At 70.7% G+C, this 19,495-nt stretch carries 18 protein-coding genes; 7 read left to right on the top strand and 11 right to left on the bottom strand.

The genetic code is table 11. The features are described 5' to 3' along the window. Positions 1 to 99 precede the first annotated feature (99 nt). Genes ACYVC6_RS11420 through ACYVC6_RS11410 form a run of 3 tightly spaced genes read left to right on the top strand, consistent with a single transcriptional unit; the run spans position 100 to position 4,130 of the window. Positions 100 to 1,092 carry a carbohydrate ABC transporter permease gene (locus ACYVC6_RS11420; protein WP_460714078.1) on the top strand — a complete coding sequence of 331 codons (993 nt, stop codon included), beginning with the start codon at positions 100 to 102 and terminating at the stop codon, positions 1,090 to 1,092. Then, positions 1,089 to 2,018 carry a carbohydrate ABC transporter permease gene (locus ACYVC6_RS11415; RefSeq protein ID WP_460714076.1) on the top strand — a complete coding sequence of 310 codons (930 nt, stop codon included), beginning with the start codon at positions 1,089 to 1,091 and terminating at the stop codon, positions 2,016 to 2,018. Before ACYVC6_RS11420 ends, ACYVC6_RS11415 begins: the two co-directional genes overlap by 4 nt. Next, the gene (locus tag ACYVC6_RS11410) at positions 2,019 to 4,130 is read left to right on the top strand and encodes an alpha-galactosidase (RefSeq protein WP_460714074.1); all 2,112 of its coding nucleotides are present in this window, start codon (positions 2,019 to 2,021) and stop codon (positions 4,128 to 4,130) included. Positions 4,131 to 4,151: 21 nt separating this feature from the next. Here the strand turns inward: ACYVC6_RS11410 and ACYVC6_RS11405 are convergent, their stop codons facing one another. Beyond that, complete coding sequence (locus ACYVC6_RS11405; RefSeq protein ID WP_460714072.1) at positions 4,152 to 4,772, bottom strand: DUF1707 SHOCT-like domain-containing protein; 621 nt, start codon at positions 4,770 to 4,772, stop codon at positions 4,152 to 4,154. 37 nt (positions 4,773 to 4,809) lie between these two features. Between ACYVC6_RS11405 and ACYVC6_RS11400 the strand changes: the two genes are divergently transcribed. The 3 genes from ACYVC6_RS11400 to ACYVC6_RS11390 are packed head-to-tail and all read left to right on the top strand — an operon-like array spanning position 4,810 to position 8,617. Then, on the top strand, positions 4,810 to 6,537 hold the full coding sequence (locus tag ACYVC6_RS11400) for a fumarate hydratase (RefSeq protein WP_460714070.1): 1,728 nt from the start codon (positions 4,810 to 4,812) through the stop codon (positions 6,535 to 6,537). A gap of 5 nt (positions 6,538 to 6,542) precedes the next feature. After that, on the top strand, positions 6,543 to 7,226 hold the full coding sequence (locus tag ACYVC6_RS11395; RefSeq protein WP_460714068.1) for a spermine/spermidine synthase domain-containing protein: 684 nt from the start codon (positions 6,543 to 6,545) through the stop codon (positions 7,224 to 7,226). Further along, positions 7,223 to 8,617 (top strand): class II fumarate hydratase, encoded by a 1,395-nt coding sequence (locus ACYVC6_RS11390; protein ID WP_460714066.1) that lies wholly within the window; start codon positions 7,223 to 7,225, stop codon positions 8,615 to 8,617. Before ACYVC6_RS11395 ends, ACYVC6_RS11390 begins: the two co-directional genes overlap by 4 nt. A 10-nt stretch (positions 8,618 to 8,627) precedes the next feature. Here ACYVC6_RS11390 and ACYVC6_RS11385 read toward each other — a convergent pair whose 3' ends face one another. The 3 genes from ACYVC6_RS11385 to ACYVC6_RS11375 all read right to left on the bottom strand — a co-directional run bounded on the left by ACYVC6_RS11385 (position 8,628) and on the right by ACYVC6_RS11375 (position 11,826). After that, positions 8,628 to 9,326: an aggregation-promoting factor C-terminal-like domain-containing protein gene (locus ACYVC6_RS11385; protein ID WP_460714064.1), complete on the bottom strand. Its 699-nt coding sequence runs from the start codon at positions 9,324 to 9,326 to the stop codon at positions 8,628 to 8,630. A 149-nt stretch (positions 9,327 to 9,475) separates the two neighbouring features. Beyond that, complete coding sequence (locus ACYVC6_RS11380; protein ID WP_460714062.1) at positions 9,476 to 10,780, bottom strand: PhoH family protein; 1,305 nt, start codon at positions 10,778 to 10,780, stop codon at positions 9,476 to 9,478. 272 nt (positions 10,781 to 11,052) lie between these two features. Next, positions 11,053 to 11,826 (bottom strand): isoprenyl transferase, encoded by a 774-nt coding sequence (locus ACYVC6_RS11375; protein ID WP_460714059.1) that lies wholly within the window; start codon positions 11,824 to 11,826, stop codon positions 11,053 to 11,055. Positions 11,827 to 11,928: 102 nt separating this feature from the next. On the opposite strand from ACYVC6_RS11375, the gene trhA reads away from it, so the two are divergent. Next, a complete protein-coding gene (gene trhA, locus ACYVC6_RS11370) occupies positions 11,929 to 12,648 on the top strand; it encodes a PAQR family membrane homeostasis protein TrhA (RefSeq protein WP_460714057.1) in 720 nt (239 codons plus the stop codon). 3 nt (positions 12,649 to 12,651) lie between these two features. Here the strand turns inward: trhA and ACYVC6_RS11365 are convergent, their stop codons facing one another. The 7 genes from ACYVC6_RS11365 to ACYVC6_RS11335 form a co-directional block, all read right to left on the bottom strand. Beyond that, entirely contained in the window at positions 12,652 to 14,163 is a 1,512-nt protein-coding gene (locus tag ACYVC6_RS11365) for an aldehyde dehydrogenase family protein (protein ID WP_460714055.1), read from the bottom strand. Further along, positions 14,163 to 15,746, bottom strand: a complete 1,584-nt coding sequence (locus ACYVC6_RS11360; RefSeq protein WP_460714053.1) for a GMC family oxidoreductase — start codon at positions 15,744 to 15,746, stop codon at positions 14,163 to 14,165. Before ACYVC6_RS11360 ends, ACYVC6_RS11365 begins: the two co-directional genes overlap by 1 nt. Before the next feature lie 9 nt (positions 15,747 to 15,755). Next, complete coding sequence (locus ACYVC6_RS11355; RefSeq protein WP_460714051.1) at positions 15,756 to 17,747, bottom strand: thioredoxin domain-containing protein; 1,992 nt, start codon at positions 17,745 to 17,747, stop codon at positions 15,756 to 15,758. Between the two features lie 22 nt (positions 17,748 to 17,769). Next, positions 17,770 to 18,141 (bottom strand): fluoride efflux transporter CrcB, encoded by a 372-nt coding sequence (gene crcB / locus ACYVC6_RS11350; RefSeq protein WP_460714049.1) that lies wholly within the window; start codon positions 18,139 to 18,141, stop codon positions 17,770 to 17,772. Further along, complete coding sequence (locus tag ACYVC6_RS11345) at positions 18,138 to 18,500, bottom strand: DUF190 domain-containing protein (RefSeq protein WP_460714047.1); 363 nt, start codon at positions 18,498 to 18,500, stop codon at positions 18,138 to 18,140. The genes crcB and ACYVC6_RS11345 overlap by 4 nt, the downstream gene beginning before the upstream one ends. Then, entirely contained in the window at positions 18,497 to 18,991 is a 495-nt protein-coding gene (locus tag ACYVC6_RS11340; RefSeq protein WP_460714045.1) for a fluoride efflux transporter FluC, read from the bottom strand. The genes ACYVC6_RS11345 and ACYVC6_RS11340 overlap by 4 nt, the downstream gene beginning before the upstream one ends. A 190-nt stretch (positions 18,992 to 19,181) precedes the next feature. After that, a complete protein-coding gene (locus ACYVC6_RS11335; RefSeq protein WP_460714043.1) occupies positions 19,182 to 19,445 on the bottom strand; it encodes a hypothetical protein in 264 nt (87 codons plus the stop codon). Between the last annotated feature and the right edge of the window lie 50 nt (positions 19,446 to 19,495).

Raw genomic sequence — 19,495 nt, 5'->3', positions numbered from 1 at the left:
ATGGGAACGGGGGGCGCCGAGCTCGTTCGGCGCCCCCCGGGCCCGTGACTCAGTCCCGCATCCAGGCAACAAACCTCCACCAAGAGGAAGGTCCAAGGAATGGGCGCCAAGGTAGTGACCACCTTGTTGACGATCCTGATCGGGATAGGCGCGGCCCTCGCCCTGTTCTGGGTCCTCAACAAGCTCTCCGAGCTGCTTCCGGGACGCTTGGAGGAGCGGCTCAAGCCGCTGTTCTACATCCTCCCGGCGTATGCCGCGATCGTCATCTTCGTCATCTACCCGGCGGTCCTGACGATCATCTACAGCTTCCAGACCAAGGTCGGGTTCCCCGCGCAGGAGTGGGTCGGCCTGCAGAACTACAAGGACCTGCTGGGCAACGAGGGCTTCCGCGACACCCTGTTCAACACCCTGCTCTGGATCGCAGTCGTCCCAGTCATGGTGGTCATCCTCGGCCTCATGGTCGCGGTGCTGGCCGACCGGCTGCAGACCCGCGGTGAGAACACCGTCAAGACGCTGATCTTCATGCCGATGGCGATCAGCATGGTCGGCGCCTCGGTGGTGTGGGGCCTGATCTACGACTTCCGGCCCGCGGGGCGTCCCCAGATCGGCATCCAGAACGCGATCGTCACCGGGTTGGGCGGAGATCCGGTCGCGTGGATCCAGGAGAACACCCTCCACTTCAACAGCTTCCTGCTGATGGTGATGCTGATCTGGATGAACGTGGGCTTCGCGATGGTCCTGCTGTCCGCCGCAGTCAAGGGGGTGCCCGGTGAGACCCTTGAAGCGGCGCGGATCGACGGAGCCAACGAGCGCCAGATCTTCTTCCGTGTGGTGGTTCCTCAGATCAAGGTCACCATCATCACGGTCTTCGTCACGGTCCTCATCGGCGTGATGAAGGTCTTCGACATCGTCTACGTGATGACCCGGGGCAACTTCAACACCAACGTGCTCGCCAACGAGTTCTACCTGCAGTTCTTCAACAACAACGACCAGGGCAAGGCGGCGGCCATCGTCGTCATGCTGCTCATCGCGATCATCCCGATCATGATCTACCAGGTGCGCAACTTCCGCGCCGAGGAGGCCGGCCGATGACCACGCCCGCAGTCATTGTCGAGGAGGACCTCGAGAAGCAGAAGACGACGAGGAAGAAGCAGAAGGAGAGCCACGACGCATCCCCGGGCAACGCCGGGGTGTTCACCTACGTCGCGCTGACGATCATCGTCTTCCTCTGGGTCGTTCCGACGATCGGGATCCTGCTGACCTCCTTCCGCACCGGCGACGACCAGGACAAGGGCGGCTGGTGGAACCTCTTCATCCACCCGTCGACCATCGGCAACCTGACGATCGAGAACTACAAGGACGCCATCCAGGGCACCAACCTGGGCGAGGGCTTCATCAACAGCCTCGCCATCGCCCTGCCCGCGACGTTCATCCCGATCCTGATCGCCGCCTTCGCGGCCTACGCCTTCACCTTCATGAGGTTCTGGGGCCGGGACATCCTGTTCATCATCGTCGTGAGCATGCTGGTGGTGCCCAACTTCGTGTCGTTCGTTCCGATGCTGCGTCTCTACCGTGACTACACGCCGTTCGGCGGGGAGTTCCCGGCGGTGTGGCTCTTCCACGTCGGCTTCGGCATGTCGCTGGCGATCTACATGCTGCGCAACTACATGTCGACGCTCCCTGGGACGATCATCGAGTCGGCGAAGATCGACGGCGCGAGCCACTTCCAGACGTTCTGGCGGCTGGTGCTCCCGATGTCGGTTCCCGCTCTCGCGTCGTTCGCGATCTTCCAGTTCCTCTGGGTGTGGAACGACCTCCTCGTCGCGCTCGTGTTCCTGGGCCCGGGCGAGAAGGCGCCGATGACGGTGTCGGTCTCGCAGCTGCTGGGCCAGCAGGGGCAGAACCAGGAGCTCGTGACCGCAGCCGGCATGTTCTCGATGCTGCTGCCGATCGTGGTGTTCCTGTCGCTCCAGCGGTTCTTCGTCCGGGGCCTGACTGCCGGAGCCGTCAAGGGCTGAGTGCGAGCGTTGCTCTTCCCACAGGGCGACGCCCCCTCCGCCGGGGGGCGTCGCACCGGCATCCGGCTGACCCAGGCCTCGGACGGGCTGCCCTTCGTCGACTGGACCGGCGTCCTGGACGGCCGCGAGGGGGACGGGGATCTCGAGCCCGACCCGGCGGTCACCATGCGCCTGCTGGGCGAACACGCCCACAACCGCTTCACCAGACCGCACCTGCGCGGCCACCGCGGCGGGCGGGACTGGTCGACGTGCTTCCGCGCCGAGAGTCTCTCCGTCCAGGACGGCACGCTGCATCTCTCCGCCCGCGACAAGGACGCCGGGCTCGGGCTGACCTTCGAGCTGCAGAGCCTGCCGGGCGGCGGGCTGCGCGGCCGCTACTCCGTCGTCAACGAGGCGCCCGGCAGCTACTGGCTCGACGGCCTCGAGGTCGTCGTACCGGTCCCCGACCACCTCACCGAGGTGCTGGACTTCACCGGACGCCACGAGCGCGAGCGCACCCCGCAGCGCCACGGCCTCACCGACGGCCTCTGGCTGCGCGAGGCCCGCGGCGGCCGGCCCGGCCTCGATGCCGCGACCATGTGCGTCATCGGCACCCCGGGCTTCTCCCCCACCGACGGTGAGGTGCTCGGCGTGCACGTCGGGTGGAGCGGCAACTCGGTGCTGCGCGTCGAGCGGGACGCGGCCACCGGCGCCACGATCGGCGGGGGCGAGCTCCTCCAGCCGGGGGAGGTCGTGCTGGACGAGGGATCGACCTACACGACCCCGTGGGTCTACGTCGCGGCCGCCGACGACGGGCTGGACGGGCTGGCCGCGTCCTGGCACACCTGGCAGCGGTCCCTGCCGACCCATCCGGGCACCCAGCCGGTCGTCCTCAACGTCTGGGAGGCAGTGTTCTTCGACCACGACCTGTCCCGGCTGCGGGCGATCGCCGACCGCGCCGCCCGGGTGGGTGTCGAGCGGTTCGTCCTCGACGACGGGTGGTTCCGGCACCGCCGCGACGACACCGCCGGGCTCGGCGACTGGTGGGTCGACGAGTCGGTCTGGTCCGAGGGCCTCGACCCGCTCGTCGAGCACGTCCGCGGCCTGGGCATGGAGTTCGGCCTGTGGTTCGAGCCCGAGATGGTCAACCCCGACTCCGACCTCTTCCGCGCACATCCGGACTGGGTGCTGAGCACGGGCAACAGGCAGCCGATCCTGGAGCGTCACCAGCTCGTCCTCGACCTGACCAGGTCGGAGGTCCGCGACCACCTGTTCGAACGCGTGAGCGCCGTGCTGGCCGCGCACCCGATCGACTTCGTGAAGTGGGACCACAACCGTGACCTGCTCGAGGCCGGGTCGGGTCGACGCGACGGCGCGGCGGCGGTGCACGAGCAGACGCTCGCGTTCTACGACCTGCTGGACTCGCTGCGCGCCGAGCACCCCGGGGTGGCCTGGGAGTCGTGCGCCTCAGGGGGTGGGCGCATCGACTTCGGCGTGCTGGAGAAGGTGCAGCGCTTCTGGGGCTCGGACATGACCGACGCCCTGTCTCGCCAGCAGATCCAGCGCTGGACGACCCAGCTGATCGCCCCGGAACTGGTCGGCGCGCACGTCTCCTCCCCCCGGTCGCACACCACGGGGCGGCACCTCGACCTCGACTTCCGGGCCGCGACCGCCCTGTTCTGCTCCTTCGGCATCGAGTGGGACCTGCGCGAGGCCACGGACGACGACCTCGACCGGCTGGCCGCGTGGGTGGAGCGCTACCGGCGCTTCCGGCCGCTCCTGCACTCGGGCCGGATGGTGCGCCCGGCCTCCTCGGACCCGGCGGTCCTGCTCCACGGGGTGGTGTCCGCCTCGTGCGACGAGGCCCTGGTCGCGCACGTGCAGCTGGATGAGTCCGCGCACAGCCGCGGAGTGACGGTCCGGGTCCCCGGGCTCGATCCCGCGGCGACCTACGACCTGCACTGGGAGGGACCGGTCAACCCGGCCGCAGTCAGCCGCTCGGCAGCGCTGCTCGAGACTGGCCCGCTGGGTGGCGCGACCGCCTCCGGCGCGAGCCTGGCCACCCGGGGTTTCCTCGTCCCTCGCCGCCGGCCGGAGACGGTCACGTTGGTCCACCTCACTCGTTCGCCCTGAGCGCCATCCCCAGGGTCGGTCCTACTTGCTGTGCTTGCGCTCCACGTTGACGCCACCCATGATCGCGACGCCGCGGATCCGGACGGTGGGTGAGTCGGCTGCGAGCTGGGCGTCGACCAGGCCCGAGGGCCCGGAGTAGCCGCCCATGATCCCGGTGCCCTCCATCCGCACGTTGACGTGCGGGGGGACGATGACCGACGCGCCACCCATGACGGCGTGGATGGTGATCACCACCTCCTGGGCGGCGAACTTCGCCTGCCGCAGGTCGAGCTCGGCGCCACCCCAGAACGCGACGATCGTCATGTGCTCCGGCACGACCCACACACCCCGGCGGTCGAAACCGCTCATGACCGCGAGGTGCGTCTCCCTGTCCGGCCCGGGGACGACCAGCGCGGAGGCGGACGGCCGGCTCACCGGGACCGGGTGTGGGTGGGCCGGGAGGTCGAGGGTGATCGGCACCAGGTCGGCGTAGGTGCGGGCGGCGTACGTCGCCTCCAGGCGCGCGTCGAGCTCGTCGAGGTCGAGACGCCCCTCGCCGGCGGCCTCGCGCAGGATCTCGGCGACCTGGTGCCGTTCGGCGTCCGAGATGCGCAGCCGGGTGGGGTCGTGTGCCCCTCCCGGGTGCTGAAGCTCGCCCGCCATGCGCACAGCGTATGCCGCTGCGCGATACTCAACACTCGTGGCTGACCAAGCATCGACACCGCCCGAGTTCCTCTACTCCGACCTGCTCCCGACCGGACCGGACGAGACGCCCTACCGGCTGGTGACCGCCGAGGGCGTGTCGACGTTCGAGGCCGTCGTCGACGGGCAGAGCCGGACGTTCCTCCAGGTCGAGCCCGAGGCGATCCGGCGGCTCACCGCCGAGGCGATGCACGACATCTCCCACTATCTGCGGCCCGCCCACCTCGCCCAGCTGCGGCGGATCATCGACGACCCGGAGGCGTCCGGCAACGACCGCTTCGTCGCCCTCGACCTGCTCAAGAACGTGAACATCTCCGCCGGCGGCGTGCTGCCGATGTGTCAGGACACCGGCACCGCGATCGTCATGGGCAAGAAGTCCGAGGGCGTGCTCACCGGCGCGGACGACGCCGAGGCGATCTCGCGCGGTGTGCACGACGCCTACACCAAGCTCAACCTGCGCTACTCCCAGCTCGCGCCGCTGACCATGTGGGACGAGAAGAACACCGGCACGAACCTGCCGGCCCAGATCGAGATCTACTCGACGCCGCAGTCCTCCGGGCCGGATGGGACTTCTCGGCCGGAGTACAAGTTCCTCTTCATGGCAAAGGGCGGGGGTTCGGCCAACAAGTCGTTCCTCTACCAGGAGACCAAGGCGGTGCTGAACCCCACGCGGATGCTGGAGTTCCTCGACGAGAAGATCCGCTCACTGGGCACGGCCGCCTGTCCGCCCTACCACCTGGCGGTGGTCATCGGCGGCACGTCGGCGGAGTTCGCGCTCAAGACCGCTAAGTACGCCTCGGCGCACTACCTCGACAACCTCCCGACGTCGGGCTCGATGTCGGCGCACGGTTTCCGCGACCTCGAGCTGGAGGAGGAGGTCTGGAAGCTCACCCAGTCGTTCGGCATCGGCGCGCAGTTCGGCGGCAAGTACTTCTGCCACGACGTCCGGGTCGTCCGGCTGCCCCGGCACGGCGCCTCGTGCCCGGTGGCGATCGCCGTCTCGTGCTCCGCCGACCGCCAGGCACTCGGCAAGATCACCGCCGAGGGCGTCTTCCTCGAGCAGCTGGAGACCGACCCGGCGCACTACATGCCCGACGCCGGCATCGCCGACGACATCTCCAGCGGCGCGGTCGTGCAGATCGACCTCAACCGCCCGATGAGCGAGATCCTCGCCGAGCTGTCGAAGCACCCGGTCAAGACCCGGCTCTCGCTCACCGGGCCGCTCGTCGTCGCCCGCGACATCGCGCACGCCAAGATCAAGGAACGGCTGGACGCGGGCGAGGGGATGCCTGACTACCTGAAGGACCACCCGGTCTACTACGCCGGGCCGGCCAAGACGCCGGAGGGCATGGCCTCGGGCTCTTTCGGCCCGACGACCGCCGGCCGGATGGACTCCTACGTCGAGCAGTTCCAGGCCGCCGGCGGGTCGATGGTCATGCTGGCGAAGGGCAACCGCTCCAAGGCCGTCACCGAGGCCTGCCACCGCCATGGTGGCTTCTACCTCGGCTCGATCGGCGGCCCCGCCGCCCGGCTGGCGCAGGACTGCATCAAGTCGGTGTCCGTCCTCGAGTACGAGGAGCTGGGCATGGAGGCGGTGTGGCGGATCGAGGTCGAGGACTTCCCGGCATTCATCGTCGTCGACGACAAGGGCAACGACTTCTTCACCGACCCCTCGGGTGCGGTCACCGTGCCCGTCACCGGGCTCCGCGTACGTTCGGCCCAGTAGTCCGCGTGGACTACGTCGAGATCGCCCGCGCCGAGTCCGAGCGCGGTGAGCTCGTGCTGCGCGAACGACGGCCGGAGGACGGGCCGAGCTCGCTGGAGCTGCGCGTCAACGGGGTGTTCGTCATGGACGACCTCGAGGTCAGCACCGAGCGCGCCCTGGCCCACGAGGCGCTGGCCCTCGTGGACGACCCGCGGGCCGTCGTCGTGGGCGGTCTGGGACTCGGGTTCACCATGCACGAGGTGCTGGCGGACTCCCGGGTGGAGCTCTGCTCGGTCGTGGAGATCGAGCAGGCGCTGGTCGACTGGATGCGCGACGGCACCGTCCCCGGCGGACCGGCGCTGCTCGCCGACGAGCGGGTCAACCTGGTCGTCGCGGACGTGGCGGCCGCCCTCGCCGAGGCCCGCCCGGCGACGTACGACCTGGTCCTCCTGGACGTGGACAACGGCCCCGACAACCTCGTCCACGCCGGCAACGCGTCCCTCTACGAGCGGCCGGCCCTGGAGTCGGCGCGGGCGGCACTCCGGCCGGGCGGGGCGCTGGTGGTGTGGTCGGCCAACCAGGCGCCGGATCTCGAGGGCACGATGCGCGAGGTCTTCGACGAGGTCGAGGCGCGGCCGCACGAGGTGCGGCTCCAGGATCGGGACGAGCACTACTGGCTGTACGTCGCGAGGGTTACCGTCGCAACGTGACTGGAGCTGAGGGTGACTTCCGCGTCGAGCACGACAGCATGGGCGAGGTCCAGGTGCCTCGTGACGCCCTCTGGCGGGCGCAGACCCAGAGGGCGGTGGAGAACTTCCCGATCAGCGGCACCCCAATCGAGCCCCGGCTCATCCACGCCATCGGGCACGTGAAGGCCGCCGCGGCCGTCACCAACGGCGAGCTGGGCGTGCTGTCGGCGGAGCAGGCCGACGCCATCGCGGCGGCCGCCCGGGAGGTCGCGGCCGGCTCGCAGGACGCGGCGTTCCCGATCGACGTCTTCCAGACCGGGTCCGGCACGAGCTCCAACATGAACGCCAACGAGGTCATCGCCACGCTCGCGACCCACGCCGGCACCGAGGTGCACCCCAACGACCACGTCAACGCCAGCCAGTCGAGCAACGACACGTTCCCGACCGCGATCCACGTGGCCGCGACGCTCGCCGTGGTCGAGGACCTGCTCCCGGCCCTCGACGTCCTCGCCTCGTCGCTCGGGGCGAAGGCCACCGAGTACGCCGGGTTGGTGAAGTCCGGCCGGACGCATCTCATGGACGCGACCCCGGTGACGCTCGGGCAGGAGTTCGGCGGCTACGCCGCGACGGTCCGCTACGCCGGCGAGCGCCTCGACTCCGTCCTGCCCCGGGTCCGCGAGCTGCCGCTCGGCGGAACGGCGGTCGGCACCGGCATCAACACCCCCGCCGGGTTCCCGCAGCGGGTGATCGAGGTGCTATCGGAGGCGACCGGCCAGGACTTCACCGAGGCCCGCGACCACTTCGAGGCGCAGGGCACCCGCGACTCCCTCGTCGAGCTGTCCGGTGTGCTGCGCACCATCGCAGTCGGGCTGACCAAGATCTGCAACGACCTGCGCTGGATGTCCTCCGGCCCGACGACGGGCCTGGCCGAGATCCACCTCCCTGACCTGCAACCCGGGTCGAGCATCATGCCGGGCAAGGTCAACCCGGTGCTGCCCGAGGCCACGCTCATGGTCTGCTTCCAGGTCATGGGCAACGACGCTGCCGTGGCCGCGGCCGGCGCGAGCGGCAGCTTCGAGCTCAACGTCGCGATGCCGGTGATGGCGCGTAACGTCCTCGAGTCGGTGCGGCTGCTCGCCAACGCCTCTCGACTGCTGGCCACCCGCTGCGTCGACGGCATCACCGCTGACGCCGAGCGGATGCGCCGCTACGCCGAGTCGTCACCCTCGGTCGTGACACCGCTCAACAAGTACATCGGCTACGAGGCCGCCGCCAAGGTCGCGAAGCAGGCGCTCGCCGACGGCGCCACGATCCGCGAGACGGTGATCGCCCTGGGCTTCGTCGAGCGCGGCGAGCTCACCGAGGCGCAGCTGGACGAGGCGCTCGACGTGGAGTCGATGACCGGTCCGTGACCGCGGGGCGCTAGTACCAGCCGACGCGCTGGCTGTGAGACCAGGCACCGCATGGCGAGCCGTAGCGGTCCTCGATGTAGCCGAGACCCCAGCGGATCTGGGTGACCGGGTTGGTCCGCCAGTCGGCACCGGCGGAGGCCATCTTGGAGCCGGGCAGGGCCTGCGGGATGCCGTAGGCCGAGGAGTTGGGGTTGTCGGCGTAGACGTTCCACTTCGACTCGCGCTCCCACAGGGAGTCGAGGCACCCGAACTGGCTCTCGCTGAAGCCGAACTCGGCCAGCAGCGCCCGGGCGATCGTGCGCGGGTCCTCGTCGGAGAGGTCCTCGGTGCGGGTGAGCGCGTTGGTGCTGGTCGCGCCGCCGATGTCGAGCAAATCCGCCTTGGCCTGGTCCGTCGCGGCGCGGCGGTCCGAGCGGGTCACCAGGACGTCGCGCGGGGACGCATCCGCGGCGGCGGTGACGTCAGCGCCGTCCGCGCTGTCCGTCGTCGTGTCCTCGACGAGGTCGGCGGCCGCCGGCGCGATGTCGCCGACGTCGGAAGGCCCGCCCAGGCCGACGAGCGATCCCCCACTGACGGCCAGCCCGGTGCCCACGACCGCCATCGCCGACAGCGTCAGCGAGGTGCGCAGCGCCGCCCTGGGGGCGCGCCGGGACGCGGGAGCGCGGTGCTTCGGCTCGTGCTTCAGCACCTTGTCAGTGCGGGTCGACACAGGCAGGACAACTCACTGTCGGGGACTCGGCCTCGCCCACCATGCCCGAGGGCGAGGGGGCCCGCAAACCGAACGCGACAATCAGCCACGACTCGTCGCCCCTGTAGTCACAGAGGTCACATGCGCCACTGCCGGGACGCACGGATAGCTCAGAGCGTGACGTTCTCGAGCATCTCGGTCACCAGTGCCGCGACCGGCGACCGCTCCGACCTGGTCAGCGTGACGTGGGCGAACAAGGGGTGACCCTTGAGCTTCTCCACCACCGCCACGACGCCGTCGTGGCGGCCGACCCGGAGGTTGTCGCGCTGCGCGACGTCGTGGGTCAGGACCACCTTGGAGTTGGCCCCGATCCGCGACAGCACGGTGAGCAGCACGTTGCGCTCCAGCGACTGCGCCTCGTCGACGATGACGTAGGCGTCGTGGAGCGACCGGCCGCGGATGTGGGTGAGCGGCAGGACCTCGAGCATCCCGCGGTCGAGCACGTGCTCGATGACCTCGCGCGAGGTGATGGCCCCGAGGGTGTCGAAGACGGCTTGGGCCCAGGGCGCCATCTTCTCGCCCTCGGAGCCCGGCAGGTAGCCGAGCTCCTGGCCGCCGACGGCGAACAGTGGGCGGAAGACGACCACCTTCTTGTGCTGGCCGCGCTCCATCACCGCCTCGAGGCCCGCACAGAGGGCAAGCGCGGACTTGCCGGTGCCGGCGCGGCCACCGAGCGACACGATGCCGACCTCCGGGTCGAGCAGCATCTCCAGCGCGATCCGCTGCTCGGCCGAGCGGCCGTGGATGCCGAACGCCTCACGATCGCCGCGCACCAGGTGGACCTGCTTGTCCGGCCCGACCCGGCCCAGCGCCGTGCCGCGCTCGGAGAGCAGCACCAGCCCCTGGTGACACGGGAGCTCGCGCGCGGCCGGCAGGTCGATCGTGCCGTCGTCGTAGAGCTCGTCGAGGTCCGCGCTCTCGACCTCGAGCTCGGCCATGCCGGAGTAGCCGGTGTCGGAGTCACTGATCGTCTCGCCGCGGTATTCCTGCGCGTCGAGGCCGACGGCGGAGGCCTTGATCCGCAGCGGGAGGTCCTTGCTGACCAGGGTGACGTCAGCGCCCTCGTTGGCGAGGTTGCGGGCAACGGCCAGGATCCGGGTGTCGTTGTCGCCGAGCCGGAAGCCCGAGGGCAGCGAGTCGTGGTCGGTGTGGTTGAGCTCCACGCGGACGGTGCCACCGTCCTCGCCGACCGGGACCGGCTCGTCGAGTCGGCCATGGGTCACCCGCATCTCGTCGAGCATCCGCAACGAGGCGCGTGCGAAGTAGCCCAGCTCAGGATGGTGCCGCTTGCCCTCGAGCTCGGTGATCACGACGACCGGGAGCACGACCTCGTGCTCCGCGAAGCGGCGCAGGGCGCCCGGGTCGGCGAGCAGCACGCTGGTGTCGAGGACGTAGGTGCGGACTGGCTTCGGCACGATGCCACCTCGCAGCCGGCGCGCGCACTCCTCGCCCCGGCCCTCGTTCAGCTGCGTGGACCGGGAAGGAGCCGGGAGGCCGGAGTGCCGGCCCCCTCGTACGGCCGGCAGGTCCTGCTGGACCAACTGGTCGTACTGCAGTCGTGATGGGTCACGCCCGGGCCTCCCGATACGGCGAGCTTCCCCACTCGCCGATACCGGGAAACGTACGCCGACGGGCGCGCTGACCTGGGGAGACACGCCCGACCTCGGGGTGAACCGTTGGCGACCGGTCAGGAACCGAACCGGCGCTCGCGCTCGGCGTAGGCCCGGATCGCGCGCAGGAAGTCGACGCGTCGGAAGTCCGGCCAGTAGGCCTCGCAGAAGTAGAACTCCGACTTGGCGCTCTGCCACAGCAGGAAGCCGCCCAGCCGCTGCTCGCCCGAGGTGCGGATCACCAGGTCCGGGTCGGGCTGGCCCTTGGTGTAGAGGTGGTCGGCGATGTGCTCGACGTCGATGATCTGCGCGAGCTCCTCCAGGGAGGTCCCGCGGCCGGCGTGCTCCTGGAGCAGGGACCGCACGGCGTCCGCGATCTCCCGGCGGCCGCCGTAGCCGACCGCGATGTTGACGAGCATCCCGTCGACGTCGCGGGTCGCCTCCTCCGCCGCCTTGAGCTTCTGGGCGGTCGAGGACGGGAGCAGGTCCAGGGCGCCCACCGGGTGCAGCCGCCAGCGCCGCTGCTCGGCCAGTGACTCGACGGCGGTCTCGATGATCTCCAGCAGCGGGTTGAGCTCGGCGGCCGGGCGGTTGAGGTTGTCGGTCGACAGCAACCAGAGCGTGACGACCTGGATGCCGACCTCGTCGCACCAGCCGAGCAGCGGCTGGATGTTGTCGGCCCCGGCCTGGTGGCCGTGCGCGGTGTCGGCGCCGACCGACTTCGCCCAGCGCCGGTTGCCGTCGAGCATGACGCCGACGTGCTGCGGGATGTTGTCCGGCATCCGGCGGAGCATCCGGGCCTCGTAGGCCGGGTAGAGCACCCGCCGCAGCCCGCGCTTCCAGTCCGCCACGGCTCGATGGTACTGACGGGCACCGCGCGGATCGGGTGATTGTCGTCGCTTTGTCGCCGCTGGTTCAGGACCGGCGAGTAGGTTCGACCTATGAACAACCCGGTGCCTGACTCTCTGCGCGCCGGCATCGACCACCTCCACGACTCGCTGGCCGAGACGCTGGCGGACATCAAGCCCAAGCTGCGGGGCTGGCTGCACCTCGGCACCGTGCCCTTGGCGCTGGCAGGTGGGATCGTGCTGATCGCGCTGTCCCCCACCACCACGACACGGATCGGGTCGGTGGTCTTCACGATCTCGGCGCTGCTCCTGTTCACCGTCTCCGCGATCTATCACACCGGCAACTGGTCGCCCCGGACCTGGGCCTTCCTGCGCCGCTTCGACCACTCCAACGTGTTCGTGCTGATCGCCGGCTCCTACACCCCGTTCGCGCTGCTGCTCCTCGACGGCACCCAACGGGTGGTGCTGCTCTCGGTCGTGTGGGGCGGCGCCGTCCTCGGCGTCCTGTTCCGGGTGTTCTGGACCGACGCGCCGCGCTGGCTCTACACCCCGATCTACATCGCCCTCGGCTGGGCGGCGGTGTTCTTCATCCCCGGGTTCTTCGAGGGCGCCAAGTCGCTCGGCGGTGGCCTGGGCATGGCTGCGTTCGTGATGATCGTGGTGGGCGGCGGCCTCTACACGCTCGGCGGCGCGGTCTACGGCTTCAAGTTCCCGGACCCGTCACCGAAGTACTTCGGCTTCCACGAGGTCTTCCACTCGTTCACCGTGCTGGCCTTCGCCGCGCACTACGTCGGCGTCTCGCTGGCGACCTACAGCCTGCGGTGAGGCCTACGGCTTCGGGATCGTCGTCCCGCGCCCGTGCAGCATCGTGATCAGCTGGGCCAGCTGTGAGTCGGCCTTCTCGGTGCGGGAGAACGACGTCAGGGCCAGCAGCGGCTTGAACCGCTGGCGCGCGATCGCCTTGGCGTAGGTGAACTCCTTGAGACCGTCGGGGCCGTGGATGCGGCCGAACCCGGAGTCGCCGACGCCGCCGAACGGCAGCGAGGGGACGCCGGCGAAGGTGATGACGCCGTTGACGGCCGTCATGCCGGACCGGATCCGCGACGCGAGCTCCATGCCGCGCTCCTTGGAGAACACCGACGACGCCAGGCCGTAGCGGGTCGCGTTGGTCCTCTCGACCGCCTCGTCCATGTCGCGCACCTTGGCGACCGTGAGGGTCGGGCCGAACGTCTCCTCCTGCACCGCGAGCGAGTCCTCCGGTACGTCGACCAGGATCGTGGGCTGGACGAACCGCTCACCCACCGCGTCGACGCCACCCAGCACGGCCCGGCCCCCGCGGTCCAGCGCGTCCTGGATGTGGCTGCGGATCACGTCGAGCTGGCTGGGCATCGTGATCGGGCCGATGGGCGAGTCCGGGCCGTCGTGGGCGCGCAGGTCCTTGGCCTTGTCGACGAGCTCGGCCAGGAAGTCGTCGTAGACCCGCTCGTGGACGTAGACGCGCTCCACGCCCGTGCACGTCTGGCCCGCGTTGGCGCAGGCACCCCAGAGGGCGGCGTCCGCCGCGGCCTCGATGTCGGCGTCGTGGTCCACGAGCAGGGCGTCCTTCCCGCCGGCCTCGATCACCACGGGGGTGAGCGTCTCGGCGCAGGTGGCCATCACCTTCTTGCCGGTGGCCGTGGAGCCGGTGAACGCGACCTTGTCGACGCCGGCCGAGCACAGCGCGGCTCCGGTCTCGCCGAAGCCGGTCACGACCTGGAGGACGGGACGGCCGACCGACTCGAGGAACGTGCGGGCCAGCCACTCGCCCACCCCGGGGGTGTACTCACTGGGCTTGAAGACGACCGCGTTGCCGGCGGCGAGCGCGTAGGCGATCGAGCCCATGGGGGTGAACACCGGGTAGTTCCAGGGCCCGATCACGCCGACCACGCCGAGCGGCCGGTACTCGACGTAGGCCGCCTGGTTGGCCATGAGCAGCCCGCTCGGGACCTTGCGCCGCTTGAGGACCTTCTCCGCATGGGACGCCGCCCAGGCCAGGTGGTCGATGCCCAGCGCGGACTCCATCATGGCGTCGCCGTGCGGCTTGCCGGTCTCGGCGTGCATCAAGGCGGCGAGCTGCGCGAGCCGCCGCGTCATCACGCCCTTCCAGGTCTGCAGGTGGGTCTCGCGCTCGTCGAAGGAGAGCCCACCCCACCAGGCGGCCTGCTCGCGGGCGCGCTCGACGGCGGCGCGGACCTCGTCGGCGCTGTGTACCGGATGGGTCGCGACGACGTCGCCGGTGCGTGGGTCGAGCGACTCGAAAGTGGTGGCCCCGGCAGTGATCCGGGTCTCGGTTGCGGTCATCAGAGGTCCTCCCTGAGGAGATCGGCGGCCTTCTCGCCGATCATGATCGTGGGTGCGTTGGTGTTGCCGCGGACGACGGCGGGCATGACCGAGGCGTCGGCGACGCGCAGGCCGCTGACGCCGCGGACCCGCAGCTCCGGGTCGACGACGGCGTCCTCGCCGGTGCCCATCGCGCAGGTCGAGGTCGGGTGGTAGAGCGTCTGCCCCCAACGCCGGGCGTGCTCGACGAGGTCCTCGTCACTTGGGGCGTCGGGGAGGTTCCAGGGCCTGGTCACGAACCCGCCCAGGGCGCCCTGGGTGCAGATCTCCCAGGTGCGACGCAGGCCGACCAGCATCGCGTCGAGGTCGACCTGGTCCTCGAAGTAGGCCGCCTCGATCTCCGGGTGCCAGGCGGGGTCGGCCGACCGGAGCCGGATGTGCCCCCGGCTCTGCACCGAGACCAGCGTCGCGGCCGCGGTCACCATCCGCCGGTCGGGCTCGTGCAGGCCGTTGTCGTAGAACCCCGACGGCGCCACGTGGATCTGGATGTCTGGGGCGGCCAGGCCGTCGCGGCTGGTGAAGAACGCGCCCGCCTCGCCGATGTTGGACGCCAGCGGCCCGGTGCCGCGCGCCTTCCAGCGCGCGAAGTTGGCGATGTTGTTGAGCTGGGCGAGGTCGGTGGTGCCGTGCGTGTCCCACAGCAACGGCACGACGGGGTGGTCCTGGAGGTTGGCGCCGACGCCCGTCAGGTCGACCTTGACGTCGACGCCGACCTCGCGCAGGTGCGACGCCGGGCCGATGCCGGACAGCAGCAGCAGCTGCGGGCTGTTGATCGCGCCGCCGCAGAGGACCACCTCGCGGTTCGCGGTGACGGTCTGCTCGCGACCGCTCCGGCGGAACGTGACGCCCGTGGCCCGCTCGCCGTCGAGGTCCACCCGGGCGGCCAGGGCACCCGTCGCCACGGTGAGGTTGGTCCGGCTGCGGGCCGGCTTGAGGAACGCGTCATAGGTCGACCAGCGCCGTCCCTTCCGGCAGGTCACCTGGTAGAGCCCGGCCCCCTCCTGCTCGGCGCCGTTGAAGTCGTCGGTCCGTTTGAGGCCGGCGCTGGCAGCGCTGTCGACGAAGGCGTGGCTCAGCTCGTGGGTGTAGACGCGGTCCTCCACGTGCAGCGGCCCGGACCGCCCGTGCAGCGGGGCGCCGAGCCGGGTGTTGCCCTCGGACCTGACGAAGTAGGGCAGCACGTCGTCGAAGCCCCAGCCCGCGGCGCCGTACTGGTCGCGCCAGGAGTCGTAGTCGGCGCGATTGCCGCGGATGTAGATCATCGCGTTCATCGACGAGCAGCCGCCGAGCGCCTTCATCCGCGGCCAGTAGGCGCGGCGGCCGTGCAGCTGCTTCTGCTCGGTCGTCGTGTAGTTCCAGTCCCAGCGGGTCTTGAACAGCGACGAGAACGCCGCGGGGACGCTGATCTCGTCGGCACCCTCGGTCTCCCCGCCGGCCTCGAGGAGCAGGACGCTGACCTTCGGGTCCTCCGAGAGCCGGGCCGCGACCACGGCGCCCGCGCTGCCCGCGCCGACGATGACGTAGTCGTAGGTGTCGCCCGGCATGGGCCGAACCTACTCCGCGGTAAGCGCTGCCAGAAGGGCGTCGACCTCGGTCACCGGCCGCTCGCACACGAACCCCCGACACACGTACGCCGCCGGGCGGCCGTCGACGGGCGCGCGGCCGGACAGGAGCGGGATGTCGTCGCGCGGCCCGTCCGCGACCACGACGACCGCTCCGAGGTGCTGCCGCGCGGCGAGCGCCAAGGCGTCCCGGTCGGCACCGGCCGGGCCGACCACGGCCACCTCGAGCGGGCCGTCCTGCATCGCCTGGGCGGCGGCCAGCGACCAGCCCGCGAACCGCGGCGCCCGCTCGGCCAGGGTGGAGACGGTCGCGAGCGCCGCCTCCGCCGCGTCCCGGTAGCGCCCTTCACCTGTCAGCGCGTGCGCGGTGACCAGCGCGTGCACCATCGCGGACAGCCCGGACGGGGACGCGTTGTCTCCCGGGTCACGCGGCCGCGCGACCAGCGCCTCGGCGTCGTCGGCAGTGTCGTAGAACCCGCCGTCCTCGGCGGCGAAGTGCTCCAGCGCGCTGTCCAGGATCGTGCGGGCCCGCTCGAGCCACACCGCCTCGCCGGTCGCCTGCACGAGGTCGAGGAAGCCGCCCGCCACGCAGCCGTGGTCCTCCAGAACGCCGGACGGCGCCCCGACGGCGCCATCCCTCGAGACCCGGCGGAGGCGGCCGTCGACGAGGTGGACCCGCCACAGCAGCTCACCGGCGGCGACCGCCGCCTCGACGTACGCCGGCAGCCCGAGCAGCGTCCCGGCCCGGCACAGCCCGCTGATGGCCAGGCCGTTCCACGCCGCCACCACCTTGTCGTCACGGGCCGGGCGCTCGCGCCGGTCGCGGGCCTCGCGGAGCCGGCGCTGGATCCCGAACCAGCGCTCCAGGCCGGCAGCGTCCTCGGGGTCATCGCGCAGCTGGAGCGTCGAGGCGCCGTGCTCGAAGGTGCCGGCGTCGGTCACCGACAGCAGGTCGGCCGCCCACCGGCCGTCGTCCTCGCCGAGGGCGTCGACGAGCTGTTGCGGCGTCCAGACGTAGTAGGTGCCCTCCTCGCCCTCGGAGTCCGCGTCGAGCGCCGAGGCGAAGCCGCCCTCGGCCGTGCGCAGCTCGCCGAGCAGGAAGTCGGCGATGCCCTCGGCGGCCCAGACGCCTTCCGGCGAGCCCCAGTCGGCAGCGCCCCACTCGGCATACACCCGCAGCAGCAGCGCGTTGTCGTAGAGCATCTTCTCGAAGTGGGGCACCACCCAGTCCGCGTCGACGCTGTAGCGCGCGAAGCCCCCGCCCAGCTGGTCGTGGATGCCCCCGCGGGCCATCGCCCGCAGCGTCGTCGCCGCCATGCCCCGGGCCTGCTCCGAGCCCTGCCGCAGCAGGAACTCAAGCACCATCGACGGTGGGAACTTGGGCGCAGCCCCGAACCCGCCGCGCTCCGCGTCGAAGTCCGCGGCCAGCGTGGCCACCGCGCGGCCGAGGTCGTCGGCGTCGATCGGGGCGGACCCCGTTGGCAGCGTCTGGTTCAAGTGCTCGCGCAGGTTGCCGGCCACCCGGCGTACGTCGTCCGGCTTGTCCCGCCACGCTTCGCTGAGCGCCTGCAGCACCTGGGTGAACGACGGCTGCCCGTGCCTGGGCTGATCCGGGAAGTAGGTCCCCGCAAACCACGGGTTGCCGTCGTGGTCCAGCACGCAGGTCATCGGCCAGCCGCCGTGCCCGGTCATGGCGGTGGTCGCGTTCATGTAGACCGCGTCGACGTCGGGCCGCTCCTCGCGGTCGACCTTGATGCTGACGTAGTGCTCGTTGAGGTAGTCCGCGGTCGCCTCGTCCTCGAACGACTCGTGCGCCATCACGTGGCACCAGTGGCACGCGGCGTAGCCGACGCTCAGCAGGATCGGTACGTCGCGGCGCCGCGCCTCCTCGAACGCCTCCGGCCCCCACTCCCACCAGTCGACCGGGTTGTCCGCGTGCTGCAGCAGGTAGGGGCTCGTCGCCCCGGCCAGACGGTTGGTCACGCCATCACTCCTTCGTCGAGACTCACAGCAGCGCGGCGGCTGCCGCGAACCCGCCTGCACAGGCGCCCAACCCGATGGTGAGGCTCGCGGCGCAGTTGGCCACTGCGGTGAAGACCGATCCTTCCTCGAGCAGCCGGATGGTCTCGAGGCCGAACGTGGAGAACGTCGTGAGCGCACCGCACAAGCCGGTGCCGACGAGGGCGAGCAGCCAGGCAGGCAGGCCGACGTCGCTGGCCACCGCCGCGGTGACTCCCAGGACCAGCGACCCGGCCACGTTGACCGTGAAGGTCCCCCACGGGAAGACGCTGTCGTGCCTGGACTGCACCACCAGGTCGACCAGGTAGCGCAGGGGCGCCCCGATGGCGCCCCCGAGCAGCACCATAGCCACCGTCACGGGCGACCCTCGTCGGTGCTGGACGGGCTGCGGCCGGCGTAGCGGACGACCTCGACCGGCTCCAGGATCACCAGGCCCTCGACCTCCAGCTCCTCCAGCTCGGGGAGGAAGGCCCGGATCCGCTCGTCGGTGTCGACGATGACGACCGCGACCGGGAGGTCCTCGCTCAGGGAGAGCAGCCGGGTCGTGTGGATGTGGTGGGACTTGCCGAAGCCCTCGATGCCCCGGAAGACGCTGGCGCCGGCGAGACCGGCCCGGTGCGCACGGTGCACGATCTCGGTGTAGACGGGGTGGTGGTGCGCCTGGTCGGACTCCCCCACCATGATCGTCAGCCTGGTGGCGGGACCTCGTAGGGTCATCGGTTGCTCCTTCGGTCGGGCCGTCGCTGCGTCGTCTGCTCTGTGCGATCTGCCGGGTGCCGCCGTCCACGCTTCGCCAGCCCCGCCCCGGCGCGGGCGGACGCGATCCCGAGCCAGACCGCGGTCAGCCCGGCGACGAGTGATCCGCCCAGGTAGGCGAACGCGGTGGCGGCCTCACCCCCGGCGAGGAGGTCGCGCGACTCGAGCATGTAGGCCGAGAAGGTGGTGTAGCCGCCGAGCAGCCCGACGCCCAGGAAGGGGCGGAGGTAGCGGTGCGGCGGCCACACGTCGAGGAGGAACACGATCAGCACCCCGAGGGCAAGGCCTCCGGAGATGTTCTCGATGAACGTTGCCCAGGGGAACCCGTCCCCGGACCACGGCACGACCTCGCCCACCCCCCAGCGGCCCAGGCTCCCGAGCGCACCTCCCGCAGCGACGACGAGCAGCACGTCCCACCGCGACCGCAGCACGACGGCCAGGTCCTCAGACACACGACCTCCTCGTGCGGTCATGCTAGCGACGCGCCCACCCGCTGACCGGGGCCGTTTGTGCGGGGGCCTCGTCGGGCACCGGGGTTCGGAGAAACCGACGAACCACCAGGAGAACCCATGAACACCCGCACCATCGCCATCCTCGCCCTCGTGATCGCTGTCGTGCTGGTGCTGTTCCTGGTCCTCTGACCTAGCTCTGACGAGGCTCCTGGTCCTCGGTGTCCTTCACAGCCGCGTCCGAGCCGTAGAGGCCCGCCTCCTCCGCAGCCTGAGCCCGGCGCAGGTGCTTGACCAGGCTGAAGCCGAGCAGCACCACGGCGCCGATGAGGAGCAGGAACACCACGAACGCCGTCCATCCCGCCTTGACGTCCTCGGCCTCGGGCGCCTCGTCGGAGGCCAGGACGAGGTCCAGGCCGAGATCCAGCGCGTGCTGGGCGAGCAGCAGGAGGGTCATGGCGCCATTGTCCCAGGCAGCTGGATGCCCGCGAACAGGTGCTCGTCCAC

It is taken from the genome of Nocardioides dilutus, from assembly GCF_054779555.1.
This window is presented reverse-complemented; position numbering and strand designations above follow the sequence as displayed.

Excerpts from the sequence above, each read along its gene's own strand:
- ACYVC6_RS11360 (WP_460714053.1), bottom strand. The coding sequence starts at position 15,746 with ATGCCGGGCGACACCTACGACTACGTCATCGTCGGCGCGGGCAGCGCG.
- ACYVC6_RS11345 (WP_460714047.1), bottom strand. The coding sequence starts at position 18,500 with ATGACCCTACGAGGTCCCGCCACCAGGCTGACGATCATGGTGGGGGAG.
- ACYVC6_RS11365 (WP_460714055.1), bottom strand. The coding sequence starts at position 14,163 with ATGACCGCAACCGAGACCCGGATCACTGCCGGGGCCACCACTTTCGAG.
- ACYVC6_RS11405 (WP_460714072.1), bottom strand. The coding sequence starts at position 4,772 with ATGGCGGGCGAGCTTCAGCACCCGGGAGGGGCACACGACCCCACCCGG.
- ACYVC6_RS11420 (WP_460714078.1), top strand. The coding sequence starts at position 100 with ATGGGCGCCAAGGTAGTGACCACCTTGTTGACGATCCTGATCGGGATA.
- ACYVC6_RS11335 (WP_460714043.1), bottom strand. The coding sequence starts at position 19,445 with ATGACCCTCCTGCTGCTCGCCCAGCACGCGCTGGATCTCGGCCTGGAC.
- ACYVC6_RS11415 (WP_460714076.1), top strand. The coding sequence starts at position 1,089 with ATGACCACGCCCGCAGTCATTGTCGAGGAGGACCTCGAGAAGCAGAAG.